Source organism: Blastococcus sp. TML/M2B (assembly GCF_016612865.1).
Classification (GTDB): domain Bacteria; phylum Actinomycetota; class Actinomycetes; order Mycobacteriales; family Geodermatophilaceae; genus Blastococcus.
The window spans coordinates 1,473,040-1,495,035 of sequence record NZ_JAENZZ010000002.1 but is presented as its reverse complement, the minus strand read 5'-3'; the positions used below and the strand labels follow the sequence as shown (position 1 = coordinate 1,495,035).

At 74.8% G+C, this 21,996-nt stretch carries 15 protein-coding genes and 1 pseudogene; 11 read left to right on the top strand and 5 right to left on the bottom strand.

The window, feature by feature from the left end:
- Window positions 1–19: 19 nt before the first annotated feature.
- From JKP75_RS15670 to JKP75_RS15635, 8 genes are all read left to right on the top strand, one after another.
- Entirely contained in the window at window positions 20–1,225 is a 1,206-nt protein-coding gene (locus JKP75_RS15670; protein ID WP_200490362.1) for a glutamate--cysteine ligase, read from the top strand.
- Window positions 1,222–2,514 (top strand): amidohydrolase, encoded by a 1,293-nt coding sequence (locus JKP75_RS15665; RefSeq protein WP_200490364.1) that lies wholly within the window; start codon window positions 1,222–1,224, stop codon window positions 2,512–2,514. The genes JKP75_RS15670 and JKP75_RS15665 overlap by 4 nt, the downstream gene beginning before the upstream one ends.
- A complete protein-coding gene (locus tag JKP75_RS15660; protein ID WP_200490366.1) occupies window positions 2,511–4,442 on the top strand; it encodes a methylmalonyl-CoA mutase subunit beta in 1,932 nt (643 codons plus the stop codon). Before JKP75_RS15665 ends, JKP75_RS15660 begins: the two co-directional genes overlap by 4 nt.
- Window positions 4,439–6,664, top strand: a complete 2,226-nt coding sequence (gene scpA, locus JKP75_RS15655) for a methylmalonyl-CoA mutase (protein WP_200493225.1) — start codon at window positions 4,439–4,441, stop codon at window positions 6,662–6,664. The genes JKP75_RS15660 and scpA overlap by 4 nt, the downstream gene beginning before the upstream one ends.
- Before the next feature lie 23 nt (window positions 6,665–6,687).
- Window positions 6,688–7,704, top strand: a complete 1,017-nt coding sequence (gene meaB, locus JKP75_RS15650) for a methylmalonyl Co-A mutase-associated GTPase MeaB (RefSeq protein WP_200490369.1) — start codon at window positions 6,688–6,690, stop codon at window positions 7,702–7,704.
- A gap of 319 nt (window positions 7,705–8,023) precedes the next feature.
- A complete protein-coding gene (locus JKP75_RS15645) occupies window positions 8,024–9,106 on the top strand; it encodes a glycosyltransferase family 2 protein (protein ID WP_200493224.1) in 1,083 nt (360 codons plus the stop codon).
- Window positions 9,103–10,182, top strand: coding sequence for a UDP-N-acetylglucosamine 2-epimerase (locus JKP75_RS15640; RefSeq protein ID WP_200490371.1), 1,080 nt, complete (start codon window positions 9,103–9,105; stop codon window positions 10,180–10,182). Before JKP75_RS15645 ends, JKP75_RS15640 begins: the two co-directional genes overlap by 4 nt.
- Window positions 10,169–11,095, top strand: a complete 927-nt coding sequence (locus JKP75_RS15635; protein WP_200493223.1) for a glycosyltransferase family 2 protein — start codon at window positions 10,169–10,171, stop codon at window positions 11,093–11,095. Before JKP75_RS15640 ends, JKP75_RS15635 begins: the two co-directional genes overlap by 14 nt.
- Window positions 11,096–11,684: 589 nt before the next feature.
- Here JKP75_RS15635 and JKP75_RS15630 read toward each other — a convergent pair.
- Window positions 11,685–11,987, bottom strand: a complete 303-nt coding sequence (locus JKP75_RS15630) for a hypothetical protein (RefSeq protein ID WP_200493222.1) — start codon at window positions 11,985–11,987, stop codon at window positions 11,685–11,687.
- A 53-nt stretch (window positions 11,988–12,040) separates the two neighbouring features.
- On the opposite strand from JKP75_RS15630, the gene JKP75_RS15625 reads away from it, so the two are divergent.
- From JKP75_RS15625 to JKP75_RS15615, 3 genes are all read left to right on the top strand, one after another.
- Window positions 12,041–12,463 carry a hypothetical protein gene (locus JKP75_RS15625; RefSeq protein ID WP_200493221.1) on the top strand — a complete coding sequence of 141 codons (423 nt, stop codon included), beginning with the start codon at window positions 12,041–12,043 and terminating at the stop codon, window positions 12,461–12,463.
- Window positions 12,456–14,099 carry a hypothetical protein gene (locus tag JKP75_RS15620; protein ID WP_200493220.1) on the top strand — a complete coding sequence of 548 codons (1,644 nt, stop codon included), beginning with the start codon at window positions 12,456–12,458 and terminating at the stop codon, window positions 14,097–14,099. The genes JKP75_RS15625 and JKP75_RS15620 overlap by 8 nt, the downstream gene beginning before the upstream one ends.
- Before the next feature lie 93 nt (window positions 14,100–14,192).
- Complete coding sequence (locus JKP75_RS15615; protein WP_200490377.1) at window positions 14,193–16,739, top strand: LGFP repeat-containing protein; 2,547 nt, start codon at window positions 14,193–14,195, stop codon at window positions 16,737–16,739.
- A 21-nt stretch (window positions 16,740–16,760) separates the two neighbouring features.
- Here JKP75_RS15615 and JKP75_RS21715 read toward each other — a convergent pair whose 3' ends face one another.
- From JKP75_RS21715 to JKP75_RS15600, 4 genes and pseudogenes are all read right to left on the bottom strand, one after another.
- On the bottom strand, window positions 16,761–18,002 hold the full coding sequence (locus tag JKP75_RS21715; RefSeq protein WP_309229901.1) for an acyltransferase family protein: 1,242 nt from the start codon (window positions 18,000–18,002) through the stop codon (window positions 16,761–16,763).
- Window positions 18,003–18,123: 121 nt separating this feature from the next.
- A pseudogene (locus JKP75_RS24730) lies at window positions 18,124–18,918 on the bottom strand (acyltransferase family protein); the annotation flags it as partial.
- A 167-nt stretch (window positions 18,919–19,085) separates the two neighbouring features.
- Window positions 19,086–21,194 carry a hypothetical protein gene (locus tag JKP75_RS15605; protein WP_200493219.1) on the bottom strand — a complete coding sequence of 703 codons (2,109 nt, stop codon included), beginning with the start codon at window positions 21,192–21,194 and terminating at the stop codon, window positions 19,086–19,088.
- Window positions 21,191–21,712 carry a hypothetical protein gene (locus JKP75_RS15600; protein WP_200490386.1) on the bottom strand — a complete coding sequence of 174 codons (522 nt, stop codon included), beginning with the start codon at window positions 21,710–21,712 and terminating at the stop codon, window positions 21,191–21,193. Before JKP75_RS15600 ends, JKP75_RS15605 begins: the two co-directional genes overlap by 4 nt.
- Window positions 21,713–21,996: the final 284 nt, after the last annotated feature.

Genomic DNA, 21,996 nt, shown 5'->3' with positions numbered 1-21,996 from the left:
CCTCCCTAGACTCCGGCCCGTGGAGATCCCCTTCCGGTCGTCCGAGCGGGCCAGCCTGGGCGTGGAGTGGGAGCTGCAGCTGGTCGACCTCGAGACGCGCGAACTGGTCCCCGGCGCGGTCGAGATCCTCGAGCAGCTGCGCCCCGACGGCGCCGAGGAGCACCCCAAGGCCAAGCACGAGCTGCTGCAGTCGACGATCGAGATCATCACCGGCGTCTGCACCACCGTCTCCGAGGCGAAGGCCGACCTCGCCGGCACCCTCGCGGAGGTCGCCGCCGCCGCCGAGCAACGCGGCCTGGGGCTGCTGTGCGCGGGCACGCACCCCTTCACCGACTGGCAGAGCCAGCTCGTCTCGCCCAAGGAGCGCTACCTCGAGCTGGTCGAGCGGATGCAGTGGATGGCCCGCCGGATGCAGATCTTCGGCGTCCACGTGCACGTCGGCATCCGGGCGCCGGAGAAGGCCATCCCGATCGTCAACGCGCTGTGCCAGTACATCCCGCACTTCCTCGCGCTGTCCTCGTCCTCCCCGTTCTGGGTCGGCTGCGACACCGGCCTGGCGTCCTCCCGCACCAAGATCTTCGAGGGCATGCCGACGGCGGGGCTGCCCTACCAGCTGGCGGACTGGGCCGAGTTCGAGGAGTACATGGAGACGCTCATCTCCACGCGGTCGATCGAGAGCGTCCGCGAGGTGTGGTGGGACGTCCGGCCGCACCCCGACTTCGGCACCGTCGAGCTGCGCATCTGCGACGGCCTGCCCACCCTCGACGAGATCGGGGCGGTCGCCGCGCTCGCCCAGTGCCTGGTCGAGCAGTTCGACACCCAGCTCGACCGCGGCTACACGCTGCCCACGCCCGCTTCCTGGGTGCTGCGCGAGAACAAGTGGCGGGCCTCCCGGTACGGCCTGGACGCCGACATCGTCGTCGACGACAAGGGCACGGTGCGGCCGGTGCGGCAGGCCATCGTCGACCTGGTCGAGGAGCTGCGCCCCACCGCCAGGCGGCTGGGCTGCGAGGCCGAGCTCGCCGACGTGCTGCGCGTGCTCGACGTCGGCGCCTCCTACCAGCGCCAGCGGGCCGTCGCGGCCGGGAGCGACGGCGACCTGCGGCCGGTGGTCGACAGCCTGCTCGCCGAGATGCGGGACGGGCTGCCCGCGACCGGGCCGGTCGGCCGGCCCACCGAGCCGGCCCCGGGCCCGGGCGACTGCGCCGGGGGGCACGCGGCGTGACCCCCGTCGTCGAGGGCCTCGGCGCGGCGGTGGACGACTGGGTGGAGACCCACGCGCCGCAGCTGGTCGCCGTGCGCCGCCACCTGCACGCCCACCCCGAGCTGGCCTACGCCGAGGTGGAGACGACGTCGTTCCTGGAGCAGCGGCTGCGCGCGGCCGGGCTCTCGCCGGTGCGGCTGCCCACCGGCACCGGGCTGGTCGTCGAGGTGGGGGAGGGCCCCGGCCCGACGGTCGTGCTGCGCGGGGACATCGACGCGCTGCCGCTGCCCGACCTCAAGGACGTCCCGTACGCCTCCACCCGCGAGGGCGTGTGCCACGCCTGCGGCCACGACGTGCACACCACCGTCGTCCTCGGGGTGGCGCTGGCGCTGCAGGCGGTCGGTGGGCTGCCCGGCCGGGTGCGCTGCGTCTTCCAGCCGGCCGAGGAGACGGTGCCCGGCGGCGCCACGCAGGTGGTCGCCTCGGGCGTGCTCGACGGCGCCTCCCGTGCGTTCGCGCTGCACTGCGACCCGTCGGTGCCCGCGGGCTCGGTCGGGCTGCGCACCGGCGCGATCACCGCGGCCTGCGACCGCATCGACGTCACCCTCACCGGCCCCGGCGGGCACACCGCCCGGCCGCACCTGACCGTCGACCTGGTCGACGCGCTCGGCCGGCTGATCACCGAGCTGCCCGGGCTGCTCTCCCGCCAGGTCGACCCGCGCGCGGGGATGTCGCTGGTGTGGGGCTCGGTCGACGCCGGCGTCGCGGCCAACGCCATCCCTCAGCGGGGCACGCTGCGCGGCACCGTCCGCGTGCTGGACCGGGACGCCTGGCAGGGCGCGGAGGAGATCATCCGCGCGCTCGTGGCCCGGGTCGCGGCCGCCACCGGGGCCGAGGTCGAGGTCGACTACGTGCGCGGCGTCCCGCCGGTGGTGAACGACCCCCGCTCGGTGGCGCTGCTGCGCTCGGCCGCCCTCGAGGCGGTGGGCGCCGACGGCGTCGTGCTCTCCCCGCAGAGCATGGGCGGCGAGGACTTCGGCTGGTTCGCCGACGTCCTGCCGATCGCGCTGGCGCGGCTGGGCACGCACGGCGGCGGAGCCGAGCTGGACCTGCACCGCGGCACCTTCGACGTCGACGAGCGGGCCATCGGCGTGGGCGTGCGGCTGCTCGCCCGCGCCGCGTTGCACGCCCTCGCCGCCGACGCCGCCGCACCCGCCGGGAGCGGTCCGCCGCCACCCGCCCGCACGGGGCGCCGCGGCCCCGGAGACACTGCTGCGCGACGAGTCGACGAGGAGTCCCCCCGAGCATGAGTTCCACCGACGAGCACAGCAGCGACGCGACGCCGGCGCGGGCCGACGCGCAGGTCCCCAGCGAGCACGAGGTCCCGCAGGACCTCGGGCTGGCCGCCGAGTTCCCCGGCGTCACCCGCGACCAGTGGCGTGACCTGGTCGCCGGCGTGCTGCGCAAGGCGGGCCGGGAGGAGCTCCCCGAGCCGGTGGAGGAGGCGCTGCGCCGCCCCGTCGCCCCGGGCGTGACCGTCGCCCCGCTGTACACCGCCGAGGACGCGGCCGACCTGCCGACCGCGGCCGGCGTCCCCGGCCTGCCGCCCTTCGTCCGCGGCTCGCGCGCCGGGGCCTCCGGCGCCGCCGGCGGTGCCGACGGCGACGTGCCCGGCGGCTGGGACGTCCGCCAGCGGCACGCGCACCCCGACGTCGCGGTCACCAAGGAGGCGATCGCCGCCGACCTGGAGAACGGCGTCACCTCGCTGTGGCTCGTCGTCGGCGAGGGCGCCGTGCCCGCCGACCGGCTCGGCGAGGTGCTCGCCGACGTCTACCTCGACCTGGCCCCGGTCAGCGTCTCCGGCGGGACGGTCGCGGCCGAGGCGTTCCTCGACCTGATCGAGGCCCGCAGCGACACCGACGCCCCCATCGCGCCCGGCGGCTCGCTCGGCCTGGACCCGCTCGGCGACTCCGCCGCCTCCGGCCGGCCGCAGGACCTCGGCGGCCTGGCCGCGCTGGCCCGCCGCGCCGCCGCCCACCCCGACCTGCGCAGCGTCGTCGTCGACGGCACGGTCTTCGCCGACGCCGGCGCCTCGGTCGTGGAGGAGCTGGGCTGCTCGCTGGCCGCGGGCGTCGCGTACCTGCGGGCCCTCACGGACGGCGGGCTCTCCGTCGACGAGGCGTTCGGCCAGCTGGAGTTCCGCTACAGCGCCGGCGCCGAGCAGTTCACGACCATCGCCGCGCTGCGCGCCGCGCGCCGGCTGTGGGACCGCGTCGGCGAGGTCAGCGGCGCCTCGCCGGAGGTGCGCGGCCAGCGGCAGCACGCCGTCACCTCCTCGGTGATGACGACCAGGCGCGACCCCTGGGTGAACATGCTGCGGACGACGGTGGCCTGCTTCGCCGCCGGCGTCGGTGGCGCCGACGCCGTCACCGTGCAGCCCTTCGACGCAGCTCTCGGCCTGCCCGACTCCTTCGCCCGGCGGATCGCCCGCAACACCCAGAGCCTGCTCGTGGAGGAGGGCCACCTGGCCCGCGTCCTCGACCCGGCCGGCGGCTCCTGGTACGTCGAGTCGCTGACCGACGAGCTGGCCCGCGCCGCCTGGGAGTGGTTCACCGAGATCGAGCGGGCCGGCGGCCTGGCCGCCGCACTCGACTCCGGCCTGGTCCGCGACCGCATCGCCACCGCGTGGGACGCCCGCTCGAAGCGGCTGGCCACCCGCGCCGAGGCGATCACCGGCGTCAGCGAGTTCCCCAACCTCGCCGAGAAGCTGCCCGAGCGGCAGCCCGCGGCCGAGCTGCACCCCGGTGGGGGGCTGCCCCGCGTGCGCGCCGCCCAGGAGTACGAGGCGCTGCGCGACGCCGCCGACGCGGCGCCCGAGCGGCCGACCGTCTACCTGGCCACCATCGGTCCGATCGCCCGGCACACCGCCCGGGCGAGCTTCGCCGGCAACCTGTTCCAGGCCGGTGGCCTGGCGACGCCCGCCGGCGACCTCGCCGAGGGCCTGCGCGAGGCCGGGACGACCGTCGCCTGCATCTGCGGGACGGACAAGGACTACGCCGAGCAGGCGGCCGGGCTGGCCGCCGCGCTGAAGGAGGCCGGCGCCACGCAGGTGTGGCTGGCCGGCAAGCCCGACCTCGCCGTCGACGGGGTCGACGGGTACGTGTACGCCGGATGCGACGCCCTGGACGTGCTCCGCACCGTCCACGCGCAGCTGGGCCTCGAAGGAGTGCAGTCATGACCGGTATCCCCGACTTCGGCGACGTCGAGCTCGGCCGCCCCACCGCCTCGGCCTCCACCGAGGAGTGGGCGCAGGCGTTCGAGAAGACCACCGGCCGCAGCGTGGCCGACGCGGCCTGGGAGACCCCCGAGGGCATCTCCGTCCCGCCGCTGTTCACGCCCGCCGACCTGGAGGGTCTGGACTTCCTCGAGACCCTCCCGGGCCTGCCGCCGTTCCTCCGCGGCCCCTACCCGACGATGTACACGACCCAGCCGTGGACCGTCCGGCAGTACGCCGGGTTCTCCACCGCCGCGGAGTCCAACGCCTTCTACCGGCGCAACCTGGCCGCCGGCCAGAAGGGCCTGAGCGTCGCGTTCGACCTGCCCACGCACCGCGGCTACGACTCCGACCACCCGCGCGTGGTCGGCGACGTCGGCATGGCGGGCGTGGCGATCGACTCGATCCTGGACATGCGGCAGCTGTTCGACGGCATCCCGCTGGACAAGATGAGCGTCTCGATGACGATGAACGGCGCGGTCCTGCCGGTGCTGGCGCTCTACATCGTCGCGGCCGAGGAGCAGGGCGTGACGCCCGCGCAGCTCACGGGGACGATCCAGAACGACATCCTCAAAGAGTTCATGGTGCGGAACACCTACATCTACCCGCCCAAGCCCTCGATGCAGATCATCAGCGACATCTTCAGCTTCACCTCGCAGGAGATGCCCCGCTACAACTCCATCTCGATCTCCGGCTACCACATCCAGGAGGCCGGGGCGACCGCCGACCTGGAGCTGGCGTACACGCTGGCCGACGGCGTGGAGTACCTGAAGGCGGGCAAGGACGCCGGCATCGACGTCGACGCCTTCGCGCCGCGGCTGTCGTTCTTCTGGGCCATCGGCATGAACTTCTTCATGGAGGTCGCCAAGCTCCGGGCCGGGCGGCTGCTGTGGGCCCGCCTGGTCAAGGAGGCCGGCGCGCAGAACCCCAAGTCGCTGGCGCTGCGCACCCACTCGCAGACCTCGGGCTGGTCGCTGACCGCGCAGGACGTCTACAACAACGTCGTCCGCACCTGCCTGGAGGCCATGGCCGCCACCCAGGGGCACACCCAGTCGCTGCACACCAACGCCCTCGACGAGGCGCTGGCGCTGCCGACCGACTTCTCCGCCCGCATCGCCCGCAACACCCAGCTGCTGCTGCAGCAGGAGTCGGGCACCACCCGGGTCATCGACCCGTGGGGCGGCTCGGCCTACGTCGAGAAGCTGACCTACGACCTGGCCCGCCGCGCCTGGGCGCACATCCAGGAGGTCACCGAGGCCGGCGGTATGGCGCAGGCCATCGACGAGGGCATCCCGAAGCTGCGGATCGAGGAGGCGGCGGCCCGCACCCAGGCCCGCATCGACTCCGGCCGCCAGCCGGTCATCGGCGTCAACAAGTACCGGGTGGACGCCGACGAGACCATCGAGGTGCTCAAGGTCGACAACGCCGACGTCCTGGCCCAGCAGAAGGCCAAGCTCGAGCAGCTGCGCGCCGACCGTGACGCCGGGGCGGTCGAGGACGCGCTGCGTCGCCTCACCGGGGCCGCGCGCGCCGCCGCCGAGGGGCGGCGGGGGAGCGGCCTGGACGAGAACCTGCTCAAGCTCGCCGTCGACGCCGCCCGCGCGAAGGCCACCGTCGGCGAGATCTCCGACGCGCTGGAGGAGGTCTACGGGCGGCACGCCGGCCAGGTCCGCACGATCTCCGGTGTCTACCGCGACGAGGCGATGGCCGGGCGCACGGCGGGAGAGGACAGCCCCATGGAGGAGACCCGCCGGATGGCCGAGGCCTTCGAGGAGGCCGAGGGCCGGCGCCCCCGCATCCTGGTCGCCAAGATGGGCCAGGACGGGCACGACCGCGGCCAGAAGGTCATCGCGACCGCCTTCGCCGACCTCGGCTTCGACGTCGACGTGGGCCCGCTGTTCCAGACCCCCGACGAGGTGGCCCGCCAGGCGGTGGAGGCCGACGTGCACGTCGTCGGCGTCTCGTCGCTGGCGGCCGGCCACCTCACGCTCGTGCCCGCGCTGAAGACCGCGCTGGCCGAGCTGGGTGCCGACGACGTGCTGATCGTCGTCGGCGGCGTCATCCCGCCCGACGACGTGCCGACGCTGCACGAGATGGGAGCCGCGGCGGTCTTCCCGCCCGGCACCGTCATCGCCGAGGCGGCCCAGGAGCTGCTCCGCACCCTGTCCGGCCGCCTGGGGCACTGATGCGCCCGGAGGGAGGGGCAGAAATGGCCATTTCTGCCCCTCGGGGCCCGGCGGTCGACGTCCCCGCGCTGGTCGAGGGCGTGCTGGCGGGCGACCGCCGGACGATGGCGCGCGCCATCACGCTGGTCGAGTCGCGGCGCGCAGACCACCGGGAACGGGCGCAGGAGCTGCTGGTCGAGCTGCTGCCGCACGCCGGGGGAGCGCGCCGCGTCGGCATCAGCGGCGTCCCCGGCGTCGGGAAGTCGACGTTCATCGACCAGCTCGGGGTGACGCTGACCGCGGCCGGCTCGAAGGTCGCGGTGCTCGCCGTCGACCCGTCCTCGGCGCGGTCGGGCGGCTCGATCCTCGGCGACAAGACGCGGATGGTCCGGCTGTCGGTGGACCCGCACGCCTTCATCCGGCCCTCCCCGACCTCGGGCACGCTCGGCGGGGTCGCCCAGGCGACGCGGGAGTCGATGGTCGTCGTCGAGGCCGCCGGCTACGACGTCGTGCTCGTGGAGACCGTCGGCGTCGGGCAGTCGGAGATCACCGTCGCCGAGATGGTCGACTCCTTCCTCTTCCTCACCCTGGCGCGCACCGGCGACCAGCTGCAGGGCATCAAGCGCGGCATCCTCGAGATCGCCGACGTCATCGCCGTCAACAAGGCCGACGGGGACGGCTTACCGGGTGCGCGGAAGGCCGCGCGCGAGCTCGCCCAGGCGATCCGGATGCTGCGCGGCCACGGCGAGACGTGGGACGTGCCGGTGCTCACCTGCGCCGGCCTCACCGGGGACGGCCTGGACGAGGTCTGGGCCAAGCTGGTCGAGCACCAGGACCGGATGAAGGCCTCCGGGGAGTTCGACGAGCGCCGGCGCAGCCAGCAGGTCCGCTGGACCTGGCAGCTGGTGCGGGACGGGCTGGACCACGCGCTCCGGGCGCACCCCGACGTCCGCGCGGTGGCGCCGACCCTGGAGAAGGCGGTGCTCGCCGAGGAGCTCACCCCGGCCCTGGCGGCGCGCCAGATCCTGGAGACCTTCCTGGGGCAGCGCCCCGCCGGCTGACCGCCGCAGGAAGGCGTCCGGAACAGCCGAGTCCCGTGTCGACACTTCGGCACATTTCGCCCAGCACCCGGCTGGTGACACGCAGTTGTGAGAGTGACCGTTCCGTCTCGCCGCTGGTACTTTCTGCTTACAGAAAGTAGCGCTGAGTAACGCCTTTTCCTGCGCAGCACCGGAACTCCCGGTCCGTCGCCACACGGGTCACACGCCCGCGTGTCCGGCGGACGAGTCAGTCCGGTCCAGCGATGATCACGGCGGGCGACGGTGCGGCTACGCGAACGACACCAGCTGCCGGTACTGCGGCTGGGCGAGGGGGGGACATGTGGAGCAGAGCGAGCGCGAGCGCCCCGACCTCACCGTGGTGATCCCGTCCTACAACTCGGCGGAGTGGCTGCCCTCCACCCTGGAGGCCTGCGCCCGGGCGCTCGCCGCCACCTCGTGGACCGCCGAGGTCCTCGTCGTGGACGACGGCTCGACCGACGGCACCGCGGAGCTCATCACCTCGCTCGCCACCACCTACCCCGCGGCCCTGCGCGTCCTGCGCCAGGAGAACAAGGGCCGGTTCCTCGCCCGCTGGGCCGGCCTGCAGGAGGCCCGCGCCGAGCAGGTGCTCCTCCTCGACAGCCGCGTCCTGCTCGGCCCGGGCAGCCTCGCCCACGTCGAGGCGGTCACCGCCGCGAACCCGCGCACGACCGTCTGGAACGGCCACTGCGTCACCGACCCCGACGCGCCGCTGGTCGGCCACTTCTGGGAGGTGCTCACCCACGTCTTCTGGGGCGGCTACCTGGGCGCGCCGGAGCCGGTCGAGTTCGGCCTGGAGACGTTCAACCAGCACCCCAAGGGGACCGGCGTCTTCATCGCCCCGCGCGCGCTGCTCGTCGAGGCCTGCCGCGTCGCCTGGCCGACCGGCGACGCCGCCCTGGCCAGCGACGACACCAAGCTGATCCGCCACATCGCCGCCGAGGTCCCGATCCGCCTGGACCCCGGTTTCGTGGCCGTCTACCGCCCGCGTGGCAACGTGCGCGACTTCGTCCGGCACAGCTTCGGCCGCGGCACGTTCCTCGTGGACAGCTACGCCGGCACCTCGGCGGGCTGGAACGCCGCCCTCGTCGGCCTGGCCGCCGCCCCCGTCATCGGGCTGGCGGTGCTCGCGGCCCTGGTCGGCGCCCAGGCGTGGACGGTCCTCGGCGGGCTCGCCGTCGCCGCGGTCCTCGCGCTCGCCGCGCCCGCCGCCCTGGCCGCCCGCAAGCGCTGCCCCGCGAAGGGGCTGCGCGCCTACCTCACCTACGCGCCGGTGTTCGCCGTCCCGTACTGGGCCGGGCTGCTGCGCGGGCTGGCCGTGCACGGCCACCTGCTGCGCTCGACCACCCGCAACCTGCCCGTCCGCACCGAGGTCGCCGCGTGATCGTCTTCGTCTACGGCACCACCGCCGAGGCCATCAAGCTGGCCCCGGTCGCGCGCCGGCTGGCCGCCCAGGGCGTCGGCTACGAGCAGTGGCTGACCCTCCAGCAGTCCGACACCGTGCTGCGCGCGCTGCCGGGCCTGGGCCTGCCGGCGCCCGAGCACGTGCTCGCCAACGGCCGCGGCGGCAAGCCGCTCGCCGGCCCGGCCGACGTGCTCGTCTGGCTCGCCCAGATCGCCGCCTGGGTGGTGCGCCACGGCTGGTCCGCCCGGCGGCGGCTGCGCAGCGGGGGACGGCGCAGCGTGCTGGTCGTCCACGGCGACACGATGACCAGCGTCGTCGGCGCGCTGCTCGCCAAGCTGCTGGGCGCGGACTGCGCGCACGTCGAGGCCGGGCTGCGGTCGGGCAACTGGCGGCACCCGTTCCCCGAGGAGCTGGACCGGCGCATCGTCGGCCGGCTCGCCGACGTCCACTACGCGCCGTCCGACGCCGCGACCGCGGTGCTCGCCGGCCGCCGCGGGGTCGTCCCCACCGGCGCCAACACCGTCGTCGACGCCGTCCTGGACCGTGCCCCGTCGGCCCGCCCGTCGGACACCGACCCCTACGGCCTGGTGCTGCTGCACCGCTTCGAGTTCCTCACCGCCTCCGGGCTCGCGGACCGGACGCTGGCCGCGCTGCGGGAGCACGCGCCGCACCGCATGGTCCTGGTCGCCGACGACCAGGCGCGCCACGTCCTCGGCAGCCGGCTCGACGCGCTGCCGACCGAGCTGTTCACCGTGCTCGACAAGGTCCCGCACGCGGAGTTCACCGACCTGCTCGCCGGCGCCTCGTTCGCCGTCACCGACAGCGGCGGCGTCCAGGAGGAGGCCGCGCTGCTCGGCGTCCCGACGCTGGTGCACCGCAAGGAGACCGAGCGGCAGGACGGCCTCGGCGAGAACGCCGTGCTCTCCGGCTGGGACATCGACGCCCTCCAGCACTTCCTGCAGCACTCCGCCGAGCGGCGCCGCCCGCCCCAGACCCTGCGCACCTCACCGTCGGACATCGTCGTGAAGGACCTGATGACCCGTGATTACCACTGAGCTCACGGCGGTCTCCGTCGTCGTCCCCGCCTACCAGGAAGCCGCCAGCATCGCCGCCGCGGTGACCCGCCTGGCCGAGGTGCTCGACGCCACCGGCCGGACCTACGAGATCCTCGTGGTCTCCGACGGCAGCACCGACGGCACGGCCGAGCAGGCCCGCGGCCTGGGCCTCCCGCAGGTCACCGTCCTGGAGTACTTCCCGAACCAGGGCAAAGGCCACGCGATCCGGCACGGCTTCGCGCACGCCGCCCACCCGCTGGTCGCCTTCCTGGACGGCGACCTGGACCTGCACCCCTCGGTGCTCCCGGGCTTCCTGGACCGGCTGGACGCCGATGTCGCCGACGTCGTCGTCGGGTCCAAGGTGCACCCGGAGTCGGCGGTCACCTACCCGCTGGTCCGGCGGGTGGCCAGCCGCACGTTCCGCGGGCTCACCCGGCTGGCGCTGGGCGTGGACCTCGGCGACACCCAGACCGGCATCAAGGCGATGCGCCGGTCGGTCGCCGCACCGGTCATGGCCGAGCTCCGGGTCACCGGGTTCGCCTTCGACCTGGAGATGATGTGCCGGCTCGTCGAGGGCGGCGCCCGCGTCGAGGAGGCGCCGGTGGTGCTGGACTACGAGTTCACCAGCCGGATCGGTGCCGGGTCGATGTGGGAGGCGCTGCGCGACCTGCTCACCGTCGCGGCGCACAGCCGGGCCCGCCGCCTGGCCGCGGCCCGGACGGCGCGGACCGCGGCCCGGACCGCCACCCGGGCGCCCGCTCCCGCGCTCTCCGTCGTCACGCCGCTCGCGCCGGTCGAGGACGCCGCGCCGGCCGCCCCCGCCGCGCAGATCGCCGCCGTGCTGCCCCTCCCGGTGCCCCGCGGCCGCTCCGAGCACGACGACGACCTGCTGCCGCAGGCGGCCAACCGGTGACCACCGTGCACCCGGAGGTCGCTCCGCAGCGGCCGGCCCCCGTGACCCTCGACGCCGTCCGGGCCGAGCTCGCCGCCCCGGCCGCGACCGAGGTCCTCGCGCACGAGGCGCCCGTCTCGGCCCGCCAGATGTCGCTGGGCTACCTCCGCCGGCACGCGTGGCCGCTGATCTCGGTCGGCGGGCTCGCCGCCCTCGGGATCGCCTCCACCTCCGGCTTCCACGTCGTCACCGGCCGCGGCCTCGGCCCGGCCGGCTTCGGCCTGCTCGCCGCGTTCCTCGCGATCGTCAACATCGCCAGCATCGGCGCCTCGGCGCTGCAGAACTCCGTCGCGGTGGTCACCGCCGCCGCGCTCACCTCGCCCCCGGCGGACCGCCCGCGCCGCGGGATCGACGGCGCGACCGTCGAGGCGCTCGTGCTCGGTGGCGGGTTCGCCGCCGCGGTGGCGCTGGCCTCGCCGCTGCTCGCCGACGCCCTGGACACCAGCCGGCTCGCGGTGAACCTCGCCGCGCTGACCATCGTCCCGAGCTTCCTGTTCAGCGTCGCCCTCGGTCGCCTGCAGGGCGCCGGCAAGGCCCGGCTCGTCTCCGGCTACTCCACCGCCTCCCAGGTGCTGCGGCTGCTGCTCGCCGTCGCCGCCCTGGCCGCGGGCCTCGGCGCGGTCTCGGTCGTGGTCGCGGTGCTCGTCGCGATCGTCGCCGTCGCGGTGCTCGCCGGCTGGCAGACCCGGGACCTGCTGATCACCGGGCACAGCGCCTTCTCGCGCAAGAGCACCGTGCTGATGCTCCTGACGCTCTCGTTCGCCTGGCTGACCAACATCGACGTCGTGCTCGTCCGCATCCACAGCGTCGACGACGCCTCGGGGGCCTTCGCCGCCGCCGCGGTGCTCGCCAAGATGGGCCTGCTGGTGCCCACCGTGCTGTCGCGTCTACCTGCTGCCGCGGTTCGTGTTCCGCGGGGCGGACGCCGGGGCGGTGCGCTTCGGGGTCAACATCGTGCTGGCCACGGTGCTCGCCAGCGGCCTCGCGCTGGCCGGGGTGGTCGCGCTGATCGGCGACACCCTCGTGGCGATCCTCTTCGGCGCCGGCTCGGGCTACGCCCCCGCGGCCGCGCTGCTGCCCTGGATGACCGTGGCCTACCTGCCGTGGGCCCTGGCCCAGGGGCTGCTGATCAGCCACACGGCCCGGGCGTCCTCCCGCGCCGTGGTCGCCCTGTTCGTGGCCGGCGTGCTGCAGTGGGTCGCCGCGTCGATGCTGCTGCCGGACCTGCGCGCCATGATCGTGGCCATCGGGATCATCGGTGCGCTGACCGCCGGCGCGCTGTTCGTCCTCGACCGCCTCGACGTCGCCCGGGAGGCCCGGCATGGCTGAGCACCCCGGCGCCACCGCCGTCCTGGACCCGGTCCACGCCACCGACGAGCAGCCGTCCGCGGCCGTCGTCGACGAGCCGGGTGCCCGCGGGCGCGGCCGGCTCCGCAACGCGGGCTGGGCGCTGTCCGGCGCCGCCGTCCTCGGTGTCGGGTACGTCCCGGCCGCCCGGGTCCCGATCATCGCCGACGACTTCCAGGCGCTCCAGGAGACCTACGCGATCACCGACGGCAGCCTCTGGGAGGCGCTGACCTTCGGGTTCTCGGCGGGCCAGCAGGCCGGCCACTCGAACCCGGTCGGTCAGACCCTCGGCGCGCTGTACCACTTCCTGGCCTACCGGCTGAGCGCCTCCGCCGGCGTCTCGCCGCAGTACTACGACGTGCTGGCCACCCTCGCGATGATCGCCCTCGGCGTGGCCGGCGCCGCGTCGGTGCTGGTCTGGGGGCTCCGCCGGTCGCCGGCGCTGCGCGTGCAGTTCTGGCCCACGTTCGCCCTGCTGTCGGCCGTCACGGCGGCCACGCTGCAGCTGCACGTGCCGTGGTCCGACGACCCCGTCGTCTCCTACGGCCCCGCGGGCTGGGGCTCGACGGCGATCGGCATGTGGACGCTCGCCTGGGCGCTGCGCGCCATCGCCCCGGGCAACCGCGACAAGCGGTCGATCGTGATCTGTTCGGCGCTCGGCGTCATGGCGGTCTGGTACTACGAGATGCTCGTCGGGGCCATCGCGGCGGTCGCCGTCGCCGTGGTGCTCACCGCGCTCACCGCCGTCGACCGCGCGCAGATCCGGCGCCGCTGCCTCGTGCTGATGGGAACCGCCGTGGCGCTGCCCGCGGTCATGTTCGTGGGCGGCCGGGTGCTGCTGGCCGTGCCGTCGGACGAGTCCGGTTACGGCGGGACGACGCTGGCGCTCGGCCGGGCCGGGGCTTCCGCCTGGGTCGACGGGATGCTCGGCGCCCTCCCCGGGGGCGGCTGGGCCTACCTCAGCGAGTCCGCCGGCGCGCCCGCCCTCGACGGGGGAGCGGTCGCCGTGGCCGCCGCTCTGGTGCTGTTGGTCAGCGTCATCGGGTACGCCTGGGTCCGCCGCAGCGGGACCGACAGCTGGGCGCACGTCGCCCCGGAGGCCGAGCGGCTGCCCGCGTGGCGCAGCCCCTGGATCGTGCCGGCCGCCGCCCTCGTCACGTTCTGGGCGGTCGCCACCGCGACCCACGCGATGACCGTCAAGTACAGCGAGAAGATGGCCCGGCCCGGCCAGGTGTACCTCTCCTACGCGGTCGGCGTGATCGCCGTCGCGGCGCTGATCGTGCTGGTGCTCGTGGCGCTGCGCCGGGGGCGCGGGGCCCGGTTGCTGGCCGTCGTGCTGCCGCTGGCCGGTGCCTTCGTCCTGGGCCAGGTCGCGCTCAACATGACCCTGGCCGAGATCACGCAGGGCAACTACCCGGTCAACGCCCGGATGGTGTCCCAGTCCGCCGACGGCGACGTGCCCGAGGACGTGCGCTGCGGGACGCTGTTCGACTGGATGACCAAGCAGGGCTGGCCCGAGTACTACCTCGTGGCGGTCCGTTTCGACGGCGTCCAGGAGAACTACGAGCGCCTGTACGGCGAGCCGTTCTGCGCGGAGCTGGACGAGCGGACGGACTGAGCCGACAGGGTGACCCGGGTCGCCCGCTCTCAAGTCGGGGCGTCCCGGGGCCGATGCAGAGGGGGATCTTCCCCGTCTGCCTGGAGTCCACCCGTGCTGCTCACCTCCCGGTCCCCCCGTCTCCGGGGCGTCGTCCTCGCGGCCGTCGCCGTGCCCGTGCTGGCGCTGGCGGCCCCGGCGGCCCCGGCGCGGGGTGACGACTCCCCGGTGCCGACGCCGGCGGAGGCCCCGGTCGTGGACGCCGGCGGCACCGTCGTCGGCGAACTGGTGCAGGCCTGGCCCGAGCACGCCGACCCCGTCGGGGGCGCCGAGCACGGCCCGCTGAGCTGGGTCCGGACCGACGAGGGCGACAGCGTCCGGGTCCTCACCGAGGACGTCGAGGACCTCCCGCTGGGCGCCACCGTCGAGGTGACCCTCGGCGACCAGGTGCCCGACGAGGCGGCCGCGGGTCTCGGGCTCGCCCCCGCGCACGAGCTGCTCGAGGCCGAGGTCGTGGCCCCGGAGGCACCGCCCGCGACGGCGCCCGCGCTGGCCCCCTTCACCAACGAGGTGACCGTCGTGCTGGTCCGCCCGCCGGGCACCACGGCCGACGGGATGACCGCGCAGCGCCTGGTCGACGCGCTCAACGGGCCGGTGGCCGACTTCTGGGAGAGCGAGACCGACGGCGCCGTCCGGCTGCACGGTGCGGCGGCGACGCCGGACTGGCTGACGACGACGGCCGGCTGTGACAACCCGTTCGCGCTGTGGGCCGAGGTCGCGGCGCACCCGCTCGTCCGGTTCGCCGAGGCCGCCGGCCGGCACCTGCTGGTCTACGTCCCCGGCTACCCCGCGCAGCAGCCCGGCTGCGCCTACGGCCTCGCCGAGGTCGGCCGCGCCCTGTCCGACGGCGGCAACCTGCTCGTGCGCGGCTCGGAGACCTCGATCATGGCGCACGAGCTCGGCCACAACTTCGGCCTCGGGCACTCGTCGGCCCACCAGTGCGACGGCGCCACCGACGCCGGCACCTGCCGGACCAAGGCCTACTACGACCTGTACGACGTCATGGGTGCGTCGTGGGAGCGGATCGGGTCGCTGAACGTCGTCCAGGCGGCGCTGCTCGGCGTGCTGCCGACGGCCGCGCGGGTGGACCTCACCGCCGGGGGCGCCGGGGCCACGGTCACGCTCTCTCCGGTGTCGGGCCGCAGCGGCACGCGGGCCGTGCGGCTCACCGACGCCCGCGGCGCGCAGCACTGGCTCGAGCTGCGGACGGCGAGCGGCATGGACGGCTGGCTGGGCACGACGGCGAACCGCCCCGGCCTGGAGGCCGGCGTGCTGCTGCGGCGGACGGGCACCGGGTCCGACACCTCGCTGCTGCTCGACGGCACCCCGTCCCCGGCGGCCGGGTGGGACACCGACACCCGGCAGGCCCTGCCGCCGGGGTCGGCCGTGACCGTGGCCGGCGGCGACTTCGTCGTCACCGTGCAGAGCCGGACCGCGACCTCCGCCGTCGTCGGCATCCGGACCCGCGCGGACGGGCAGACCCCCATCGCGCTCGTCGCGCAGGCGTCCTCCGCCGCGCTCGGCCCGGCACTGGCGCCGGAGGCCTGCGGTCTCGCCGGTGGCGGGTGCTACCAGGTGTTCCGCTACGGCAGCGTCTTCTGGTCGCCGGCTACCGGCGCGCACGTCGTCCAGGGCTCGGTCGCCGCGCGCTGGGTGCAGGGCGGCGCGGAGAACGGCGCCCTCGGCTACCCCACGGGCGGCCCGTCGTGCGGGCTGCCGGGCGGCGGCTGCGCGCAGTCCTTCCAGGGCGGCGACGTCTACTGGTCCCCGGCCTCGGGTGCCCGCGTGGTCAGCGGGGCGGTGGCCGCGATGTGGACCGCCCACGGCCGCGAGCGGGGCGGTCTGGGCTACCCGGCCGCCGAGCTCGCCTGCGGCCTGGTCGCGGGCGGCTGCTTCCAGGTGTTCCAGTACGGCGTCGTGTACGACTCGCCCGCCGCCGGCACCGCCGTGGCCAAGGGCGGCATCGGCTACACGTGGATGGGCCGGGGCGCGGAGAACGGCGCCTTCGGCTACCCGGTGGGCTCCGAGGAGTGCGGCCTGCCGGCCGGCGGTTGCGCGCAGAACTTCCAGCACGGCCGGATCACCTGGTCGCCGGCCTCCGGCGTCCACCTGCTGACCGGCGCCGTCCGCGACCGGTACGGCCTGCTGGGCGAGGAGCGGGGGCACATGGGCTACCCGGCGACCGACACCGCCTGCGGGCTGGTCGGCGGCGGCTGCTTCCAGGTGTTCGACCACGGCTGGATCTACTGGTCGCCGGCCACCGGGGCGCGCGCCATCAAGGGCGGCATCGCCTACACCTGGCTGGTGCGCGGCGCGGAGAACGGCGCGCTGGGCTACCCGGTGGGCGACGAGGAGTGCGGGCTGCGTGCGGGCGGGTGCCTCACCCACTTCGCGGGCGGTTCGATCTACTGGGCGCCGGCCACCGGTGTGGGCATCGTCGGCGGTGCCCTGCGCGACGCGTGGGTGGCCGCCGGAGCCGAGGCGGGGTCGCTGGGCTACCCGCTGGGGTCGGACTACGCGGTCAGCGGCGGGCGCGCGCAGCGCTTCGAGGGCGGCACGCTGATCTGGCGCGCGGGCACCGGGGTGGTCGACCGGGCCTGAGCCGGGCGCGGCCGAGGGGCGTCAGCCCAGCAGGGCGGCCAGCTCGTCGGAGACCATCGAGCCGAGGGTGCGGGCGTAGGTGGCCGTCAGGTGGTTGCCGTCCCGGTAGACGACGACGCCGCCGATCACGGCGGGGCAGCTGTCGGCGGGGCAGATCCACTGCGTCAGGTCCAGCAGCTCGACGCCGGGCGTGCCGGTGGCGGCGGTGACCTCGGGGCCGTCGGCCCAGAGGATCTCGTCGCGGTCCATCGCGCAGCTGCTGAGGCGGTCCTGGTTCTCCGCGACGCACTCGGGCACCAGGACGTCCGGGCGCGGGGTGTCGCGCAGCGACACCACCGGGATGCCGGCCGCCACGAACGGCGCCCACGCCTCGCGGTAGCCCTCGGCCAGCAGCGGCTTGCTCTCCTCGAGCGAGGGGACCGGGCGGTCGGGGAGGGAGGCGGCGTAGCGGCTGCCCGCGACCAGCAGCGCGTCCGGCGGATCGGCCAGCAGGGCGGCGGTCACGTTGTCGTTGTGCGCGTCGCACGCGGTGTTCGGGGCCCCGTCCAGGTCGACGGTCAGCGCGTTGAACGGGCAGGAGCCCCGGGTGTAGACGTCGACCCGCCAGCCGCGCTCGACCGCCGCCGCCTCGACGGCCGGCAGGTACTGCTCGGCGTGCGAGTCGCCGACGAGGGCGATCGTGGTGCCGGCGGCGAGGTTGCCGAACGAGCAGGGGTTCGCCGCGACCGAGCTCAGGTCGACGACGCACTCGTGCCCGTCGAGCACGGGCACGTCGCCGAACGCCACCGCCGGGTCGGGGACGAGCACGGGAAACGAGTCCTGCGGGGTGCCGTTGGCTGGATCCCAGCGCAGCGCGTTGGCTCCCGGGGTCACCGAGGCGTCGAAGTTGACGACGACGGGGGTCTCCGCGGCGGCAGCGAGCTGGTGGTTCTTCAGCGCCAGGCCGGCCAGCAGGGCGACCAGCGTGCAGACCGCGCCCAGGAGCAGGGCCGGACCGCTGGAGCGGCGCAGGGCGGGGGAGGAGAGCACCGGGCGCTCCACCAGCCGCAGGCTCAGCCAGGCCGGGACGACCGACGCCGCGACCAGCAGCAGCCCCCAGCGGAGCCGGAGGTCGCCGTCGGCGGTCTGGGCGGTGGCGATGATCAGCACCGGCCAGTGCCAGAGGTAGAGGGAGTAGGAGAGGCTGCCGACCCAGGTCATCGGGCGGGTGCGCAGCAGCGGGTTCTGCCGGCGGGCGTCCCCGGACAGGGCCGACCACAGCACGGCGACGGCGCCGAGGGTCGGGCAGGAGCGCCGCCGAGCCCGGGAAGACCGTCGAGGCGTCGTAGGTGACCGCGGCCCAGACGATCGCGGCCAGCCCGGCCCAGCCCACGGCCCGGCTCAGCCGGGCGCTCGCCGGGGCGACGACGGGGACGACGGCGAGCGCCGCGCCGAGCGCCAGCTCCCACATGCGGGTCGTCGTCACGAAGTAGGCCCTGCCCGGGTCGGCGGCCGAGAGGGAGATCGACCACGCGAGCGAGGGCACCCCGATGAGCAGCAGCGGCACGGCGAGGTGCAGGCGGGAGATCCCGGTGGGCGCGTCGCTCCGGCGCCGGCTCCGGGCGAGGCGGACCAGGCCCACGACGGCGAGGATCGCCAGCGGCCAGACGACGTAGAACTGCTCCTCCACCGCCAGCGACCAGAAGTGCTGCAGCGGCGACGCGGCCTGGTCTCGCGCGGAGTAGTCCACCGCGCGGTCGGCGAGGTCCCAGTTGACCAGGTAGATCGAGCTCTGGACGAGGTCCTGCGCCACCTGCGCCCAGCGCATCTGGGGCAGGAGGAGGACGGTGAGGGCCGCGGTCCCGGCCAGGGCCACGGCCGCCGCCGGGAGGATCCGGCGCGCGCGGCGGGCGTAGAAGCCGGCCAGCGAGATGGTGCCGCGGCGCTCCAGCTCGGTGACCAGGCCCTGGGTGATGAGGAAGCCCGAGAGGACGAAGAAGACGTCGACGCCGACGAAGCCGCCGGACAGCCAGGGCAGGCCCGCGTGGTACAGGACGACGAGGCCGACGGCGACCGCGCGCAGGCCCTGGATGTCGGCGCGGAAGGTGTGCCCGCTGCCCGCCGGGGACGGGCGGGGTGGAACTGCCGGGAGACCGGGGATCCGCGTCGGGCCGCGCTCGTCCAGGGTCTGTGCAGTCATCGGCTTCCTCAGCAGCGGTGCGGGCGCCACTCACCGTGCGTGATCGGGAGTGTGCGTCGAGTGTGACACGACGACGCCGCTCCCCGGCGGCACCGCGACCGCGCGTCGGACCGCTCCGTCACATCCGCACCAGCCGCCCGCCGGGGCGGCCGGTGCGGATGCCCGGATCAGCCGAAGGTGACCGCCCCTGTGCCGCTGGTCCAGGTCGCCGTCCCGCGCTCGAAGCGCTGCGTGGCCCCGCCCGGCACGCCCTGCGGCTTGCCGGTGGGGTAGCCCCACCAGCCGTTCTCGGCGCCCTGGTAGATCCAGGCGTCGCGGATGGGCCCGTCGACGGGGAAGGCGCCGAACGCCGGGGCGTAGTACACCGAGCCGTGCTCGAACAGCTGGAAGCAGCCGTTCTCGCGCAGCCCGCAGTACTCGTCGGACGTCGGGTAGCCCATCGAGCCGTTCTCCGCGCCCAGCAGCATCCAGGTGTGGCCGAGGCCGCCCTTGGCGATGAACGTGCCGGCGGGGGACTCGTACACCGTCCCGTACTGGAACACCTGATAGCAGCCGCCGCGGACCAGGGCGCAGGACTTCTCCATGGTCGGGTAGCCCAGCACCCCGCGCTCGCGGCCCACCGAGTCGTGCTTGGCGCGGGTGAGGCCCTGCACCGTGTACGCGTTGGTGGCGCCGGACCAGTAGACGCTGCCCCGCTGGAAGTCCTGGGAGCAGCCGCCGCCGACCAGGCCGCACACCTCGTCGCCGACCGGGTAGCCGAGGGGGCCGTTCTCGGCGCCCTTGCCCATCCAGGTGTAGCCGATGCCGCCCTTGGCGACGTGCGTGCCGGCGTCGGGGGCGGTGTAGATCGTGCCGAACTGGAAGATCTGGTAGCAGCCGCCGGCGACCAGGCCGCAGGCGCGGTCCATCGTCGGGTACCCGAGCGCGCCGTTCTCGCGACCGATCGCGCCCCACTTGGTGGCGATGTCCCCCGAGACGGTGTGCGCGCCGGTCGCGGCGGTCCAGTAGACGAGCCCGCGCTGGAAGGGCTGGAAGCAGCCGGCGTCCTTGATCCCGCAGAACGGGTCACCGGTCGGGTAGCCGAGCGCGCCGTTCTCGGCGCCGGTCGACACCCACTTGGCGCCGACGAGGCCGTACACGGCGTAGGCGCCGGTCGCGGCGGTCCAGTACACCGTCCCGCGCTCGAAGACCTGGTAGCAGCCGCTGCCGGCCAGCCCGCAGTTCGCGTCGGAGAGGGGGTAGCCCAGCGTGCCGTACTCCCGGCCCAGCCCGGTGTACCTGTCGAGGATCGCGCCGGTGACCGCCCAGGCACCCGTGCTCGGGGTCCAGTAGATGAGGCCCTTGGAGAACACCTGGAAGCAGCCGTTGTTCGCCAGCCCGCAGAGGTAGGGGGACTGGACGCTGCCCAGCGCGCCCCCGTTGCCGCCCAGGCTCTGGTACTTGGCGTAGAGCGCCGAGCCCTCGGCCGACTGCGTCGAGCCGAACCAGTCGGTGAAGTAGTTCCAGAAGTTCCGGTTGCCGTACGAGGAGCAGCTGTCGCCGGTGCCGTAGCCGGCGTTGAGCGCGGCCTGGTTGGGGCGGTACGGGGTGTAGATGTAGAGGCCCGCGGTCGCCTGGTTGGCGATGTAGACCGTCGAGGTGCCGCACCCGGAGTTGGGGTGCCACTGGATGATGTTGTTGCGGCCGGCCTTGTACTGGTAGCTGGCCGGCGAGGACGCGTAGCGCTGGTACTGCCAGGCCGAGCGGTACAGCTGGTTCTGCAGCCCGGCGTAGGTCGGGTCGCACCCGCCGTTGGCGGTGTCGGGGCAGGCGTAGCCCGCGGCGCGCTCGTACTTCTTGGCGGTGGGGTTGGTGGCGGTGACCAGCCCCATCTCCTTCTGGAGGAGGACCAGCAGCACCCGCGGGTTGACCCGGCACGTGGCCGCCACGCGGGCGATGACCTGGGCGGCGGTCTCGTCGTAGGCGCCGCGGTAGCCGCCGCACAGGGCGTCGGCCGCGCGGTCGGTGGTGTTCATCCGGTAGTTCTTGAGGCACGGCGAGCCGTCGGTGCCGACGGTGCAGCCGGCGCCGCGCAGGTTCAGGAAGTCCTGGATCGCGCCGGCGTCCATCGCCAGCCCGTCGAAGAAGACCGCGTCGCTGATGATGTTGCCCGGGTCGAAGTACCGCGTGTCCGCGGCCTGGGCGGGTGCGGCCGGGCTGCTCGTGAGGACCGGCGCGACCAGCGCCGCCCCGACCAGCCCGAGGACGACGAGCAGGCGGGTGACCGCACCCCTCACGGGACCTGCACCTCGACCGGCTCGGTGCTGCCGGCCGAGCGCTCCGACTCGTAGGCGAGCACGGCGTCCCAGGTGCCGGGCGCCAGCTGGTCGCCGGGCACGACCAGCTCGCCGCAGGCGGTGCTGGTGACGTTGGGCGTGGCCTCCCGCGACGCGGTCGCGCTCGCGCCGCCCTGGGTCAGGGTGAGCGTGCAGGTGCCGCCCTCCTCGACGAGGAAGGGCACGAAGCCGCCGACCTCGACGACGCTGCTGTCGGGGTTCCAGCCGTAGTAGGTGATCTGGACGGTGGCGTCCGCGCGTGCGCCGCCGGTCGGTGCCGGGACGGTGCTGGGCGCGGGGTCGGTGGCGACCTCGGTCGGATCGGGGGCCGACGGGTCCAGGGGGGTGCCGTAGGTGCCGGGAGGGGCTGTCGACAGCGGCGATCCGCTGGAGGCCTCGTCGGTCGAGGAGGAGCAGCCGGCCAGGAGCGCGAGGGAGGCGCAGGCGGCGAGGGTGCCGGCGCGTCGGCTGGAGAGCATGAGCGGTTCCTTGTCAGATCGTGACGCCGACCTGTGCGTACGCGGCGCCGGAGTCAGGTGGCGACACCACGCGCGACCACGGTCAGCATCTAGGTTCTCACGCAGTGTTAAGGGGATCAGGAGCGACACGCTCGGCGTCCGGTGCTCCGCCCCGCTTCGGCTGACCGGGAACCGGGGCGGCGCGCTACCCTCGGCCGTCCTGCCATCGCCGTGGCGGGCCGACGACGTGTCGCGACCAGCCGGTCCACGGGAGCAGTCAGGAGATGGCCGTCAGCACGAGCGTG

Coding starts and splice junctions, on each gene's coding strand:
- scpA (WP_200493225.1), top strand. CDS start 4,439: ATGACCGGTATCCCCGACTTCGGCGACGTCGAGCTCGGCCGCCCCACC.
- meaB (WP_200490369.1), top strand. CDS start 6,688: ATGGCCATTTCTGCCCCTCGGGGCCCGGCGGTCGACGTCCCCGCGCTG.
- JKP75_RS15600 (WP_200490386.1), bottom strand. CDS start 21,712: ATGCTCTCCAGCCGACGCGCCGGCACCCTCGCCGCCTGCGCCTCCCTC.
- JKP75_RS15660 (WP_200490366.1), top strand. CDS start 2,511: ATGAGTTCCACCGACGAGCACAGCAGCGACGCGACGCCGGCGCGGGCC.
- JKP75_RS15620 (WP_200493220.1), top strand. CDS start 12,456: ATGGCTGAGCACCCCGGCGCCACCGCCGTCCTGGACCCGGTCCACGCC.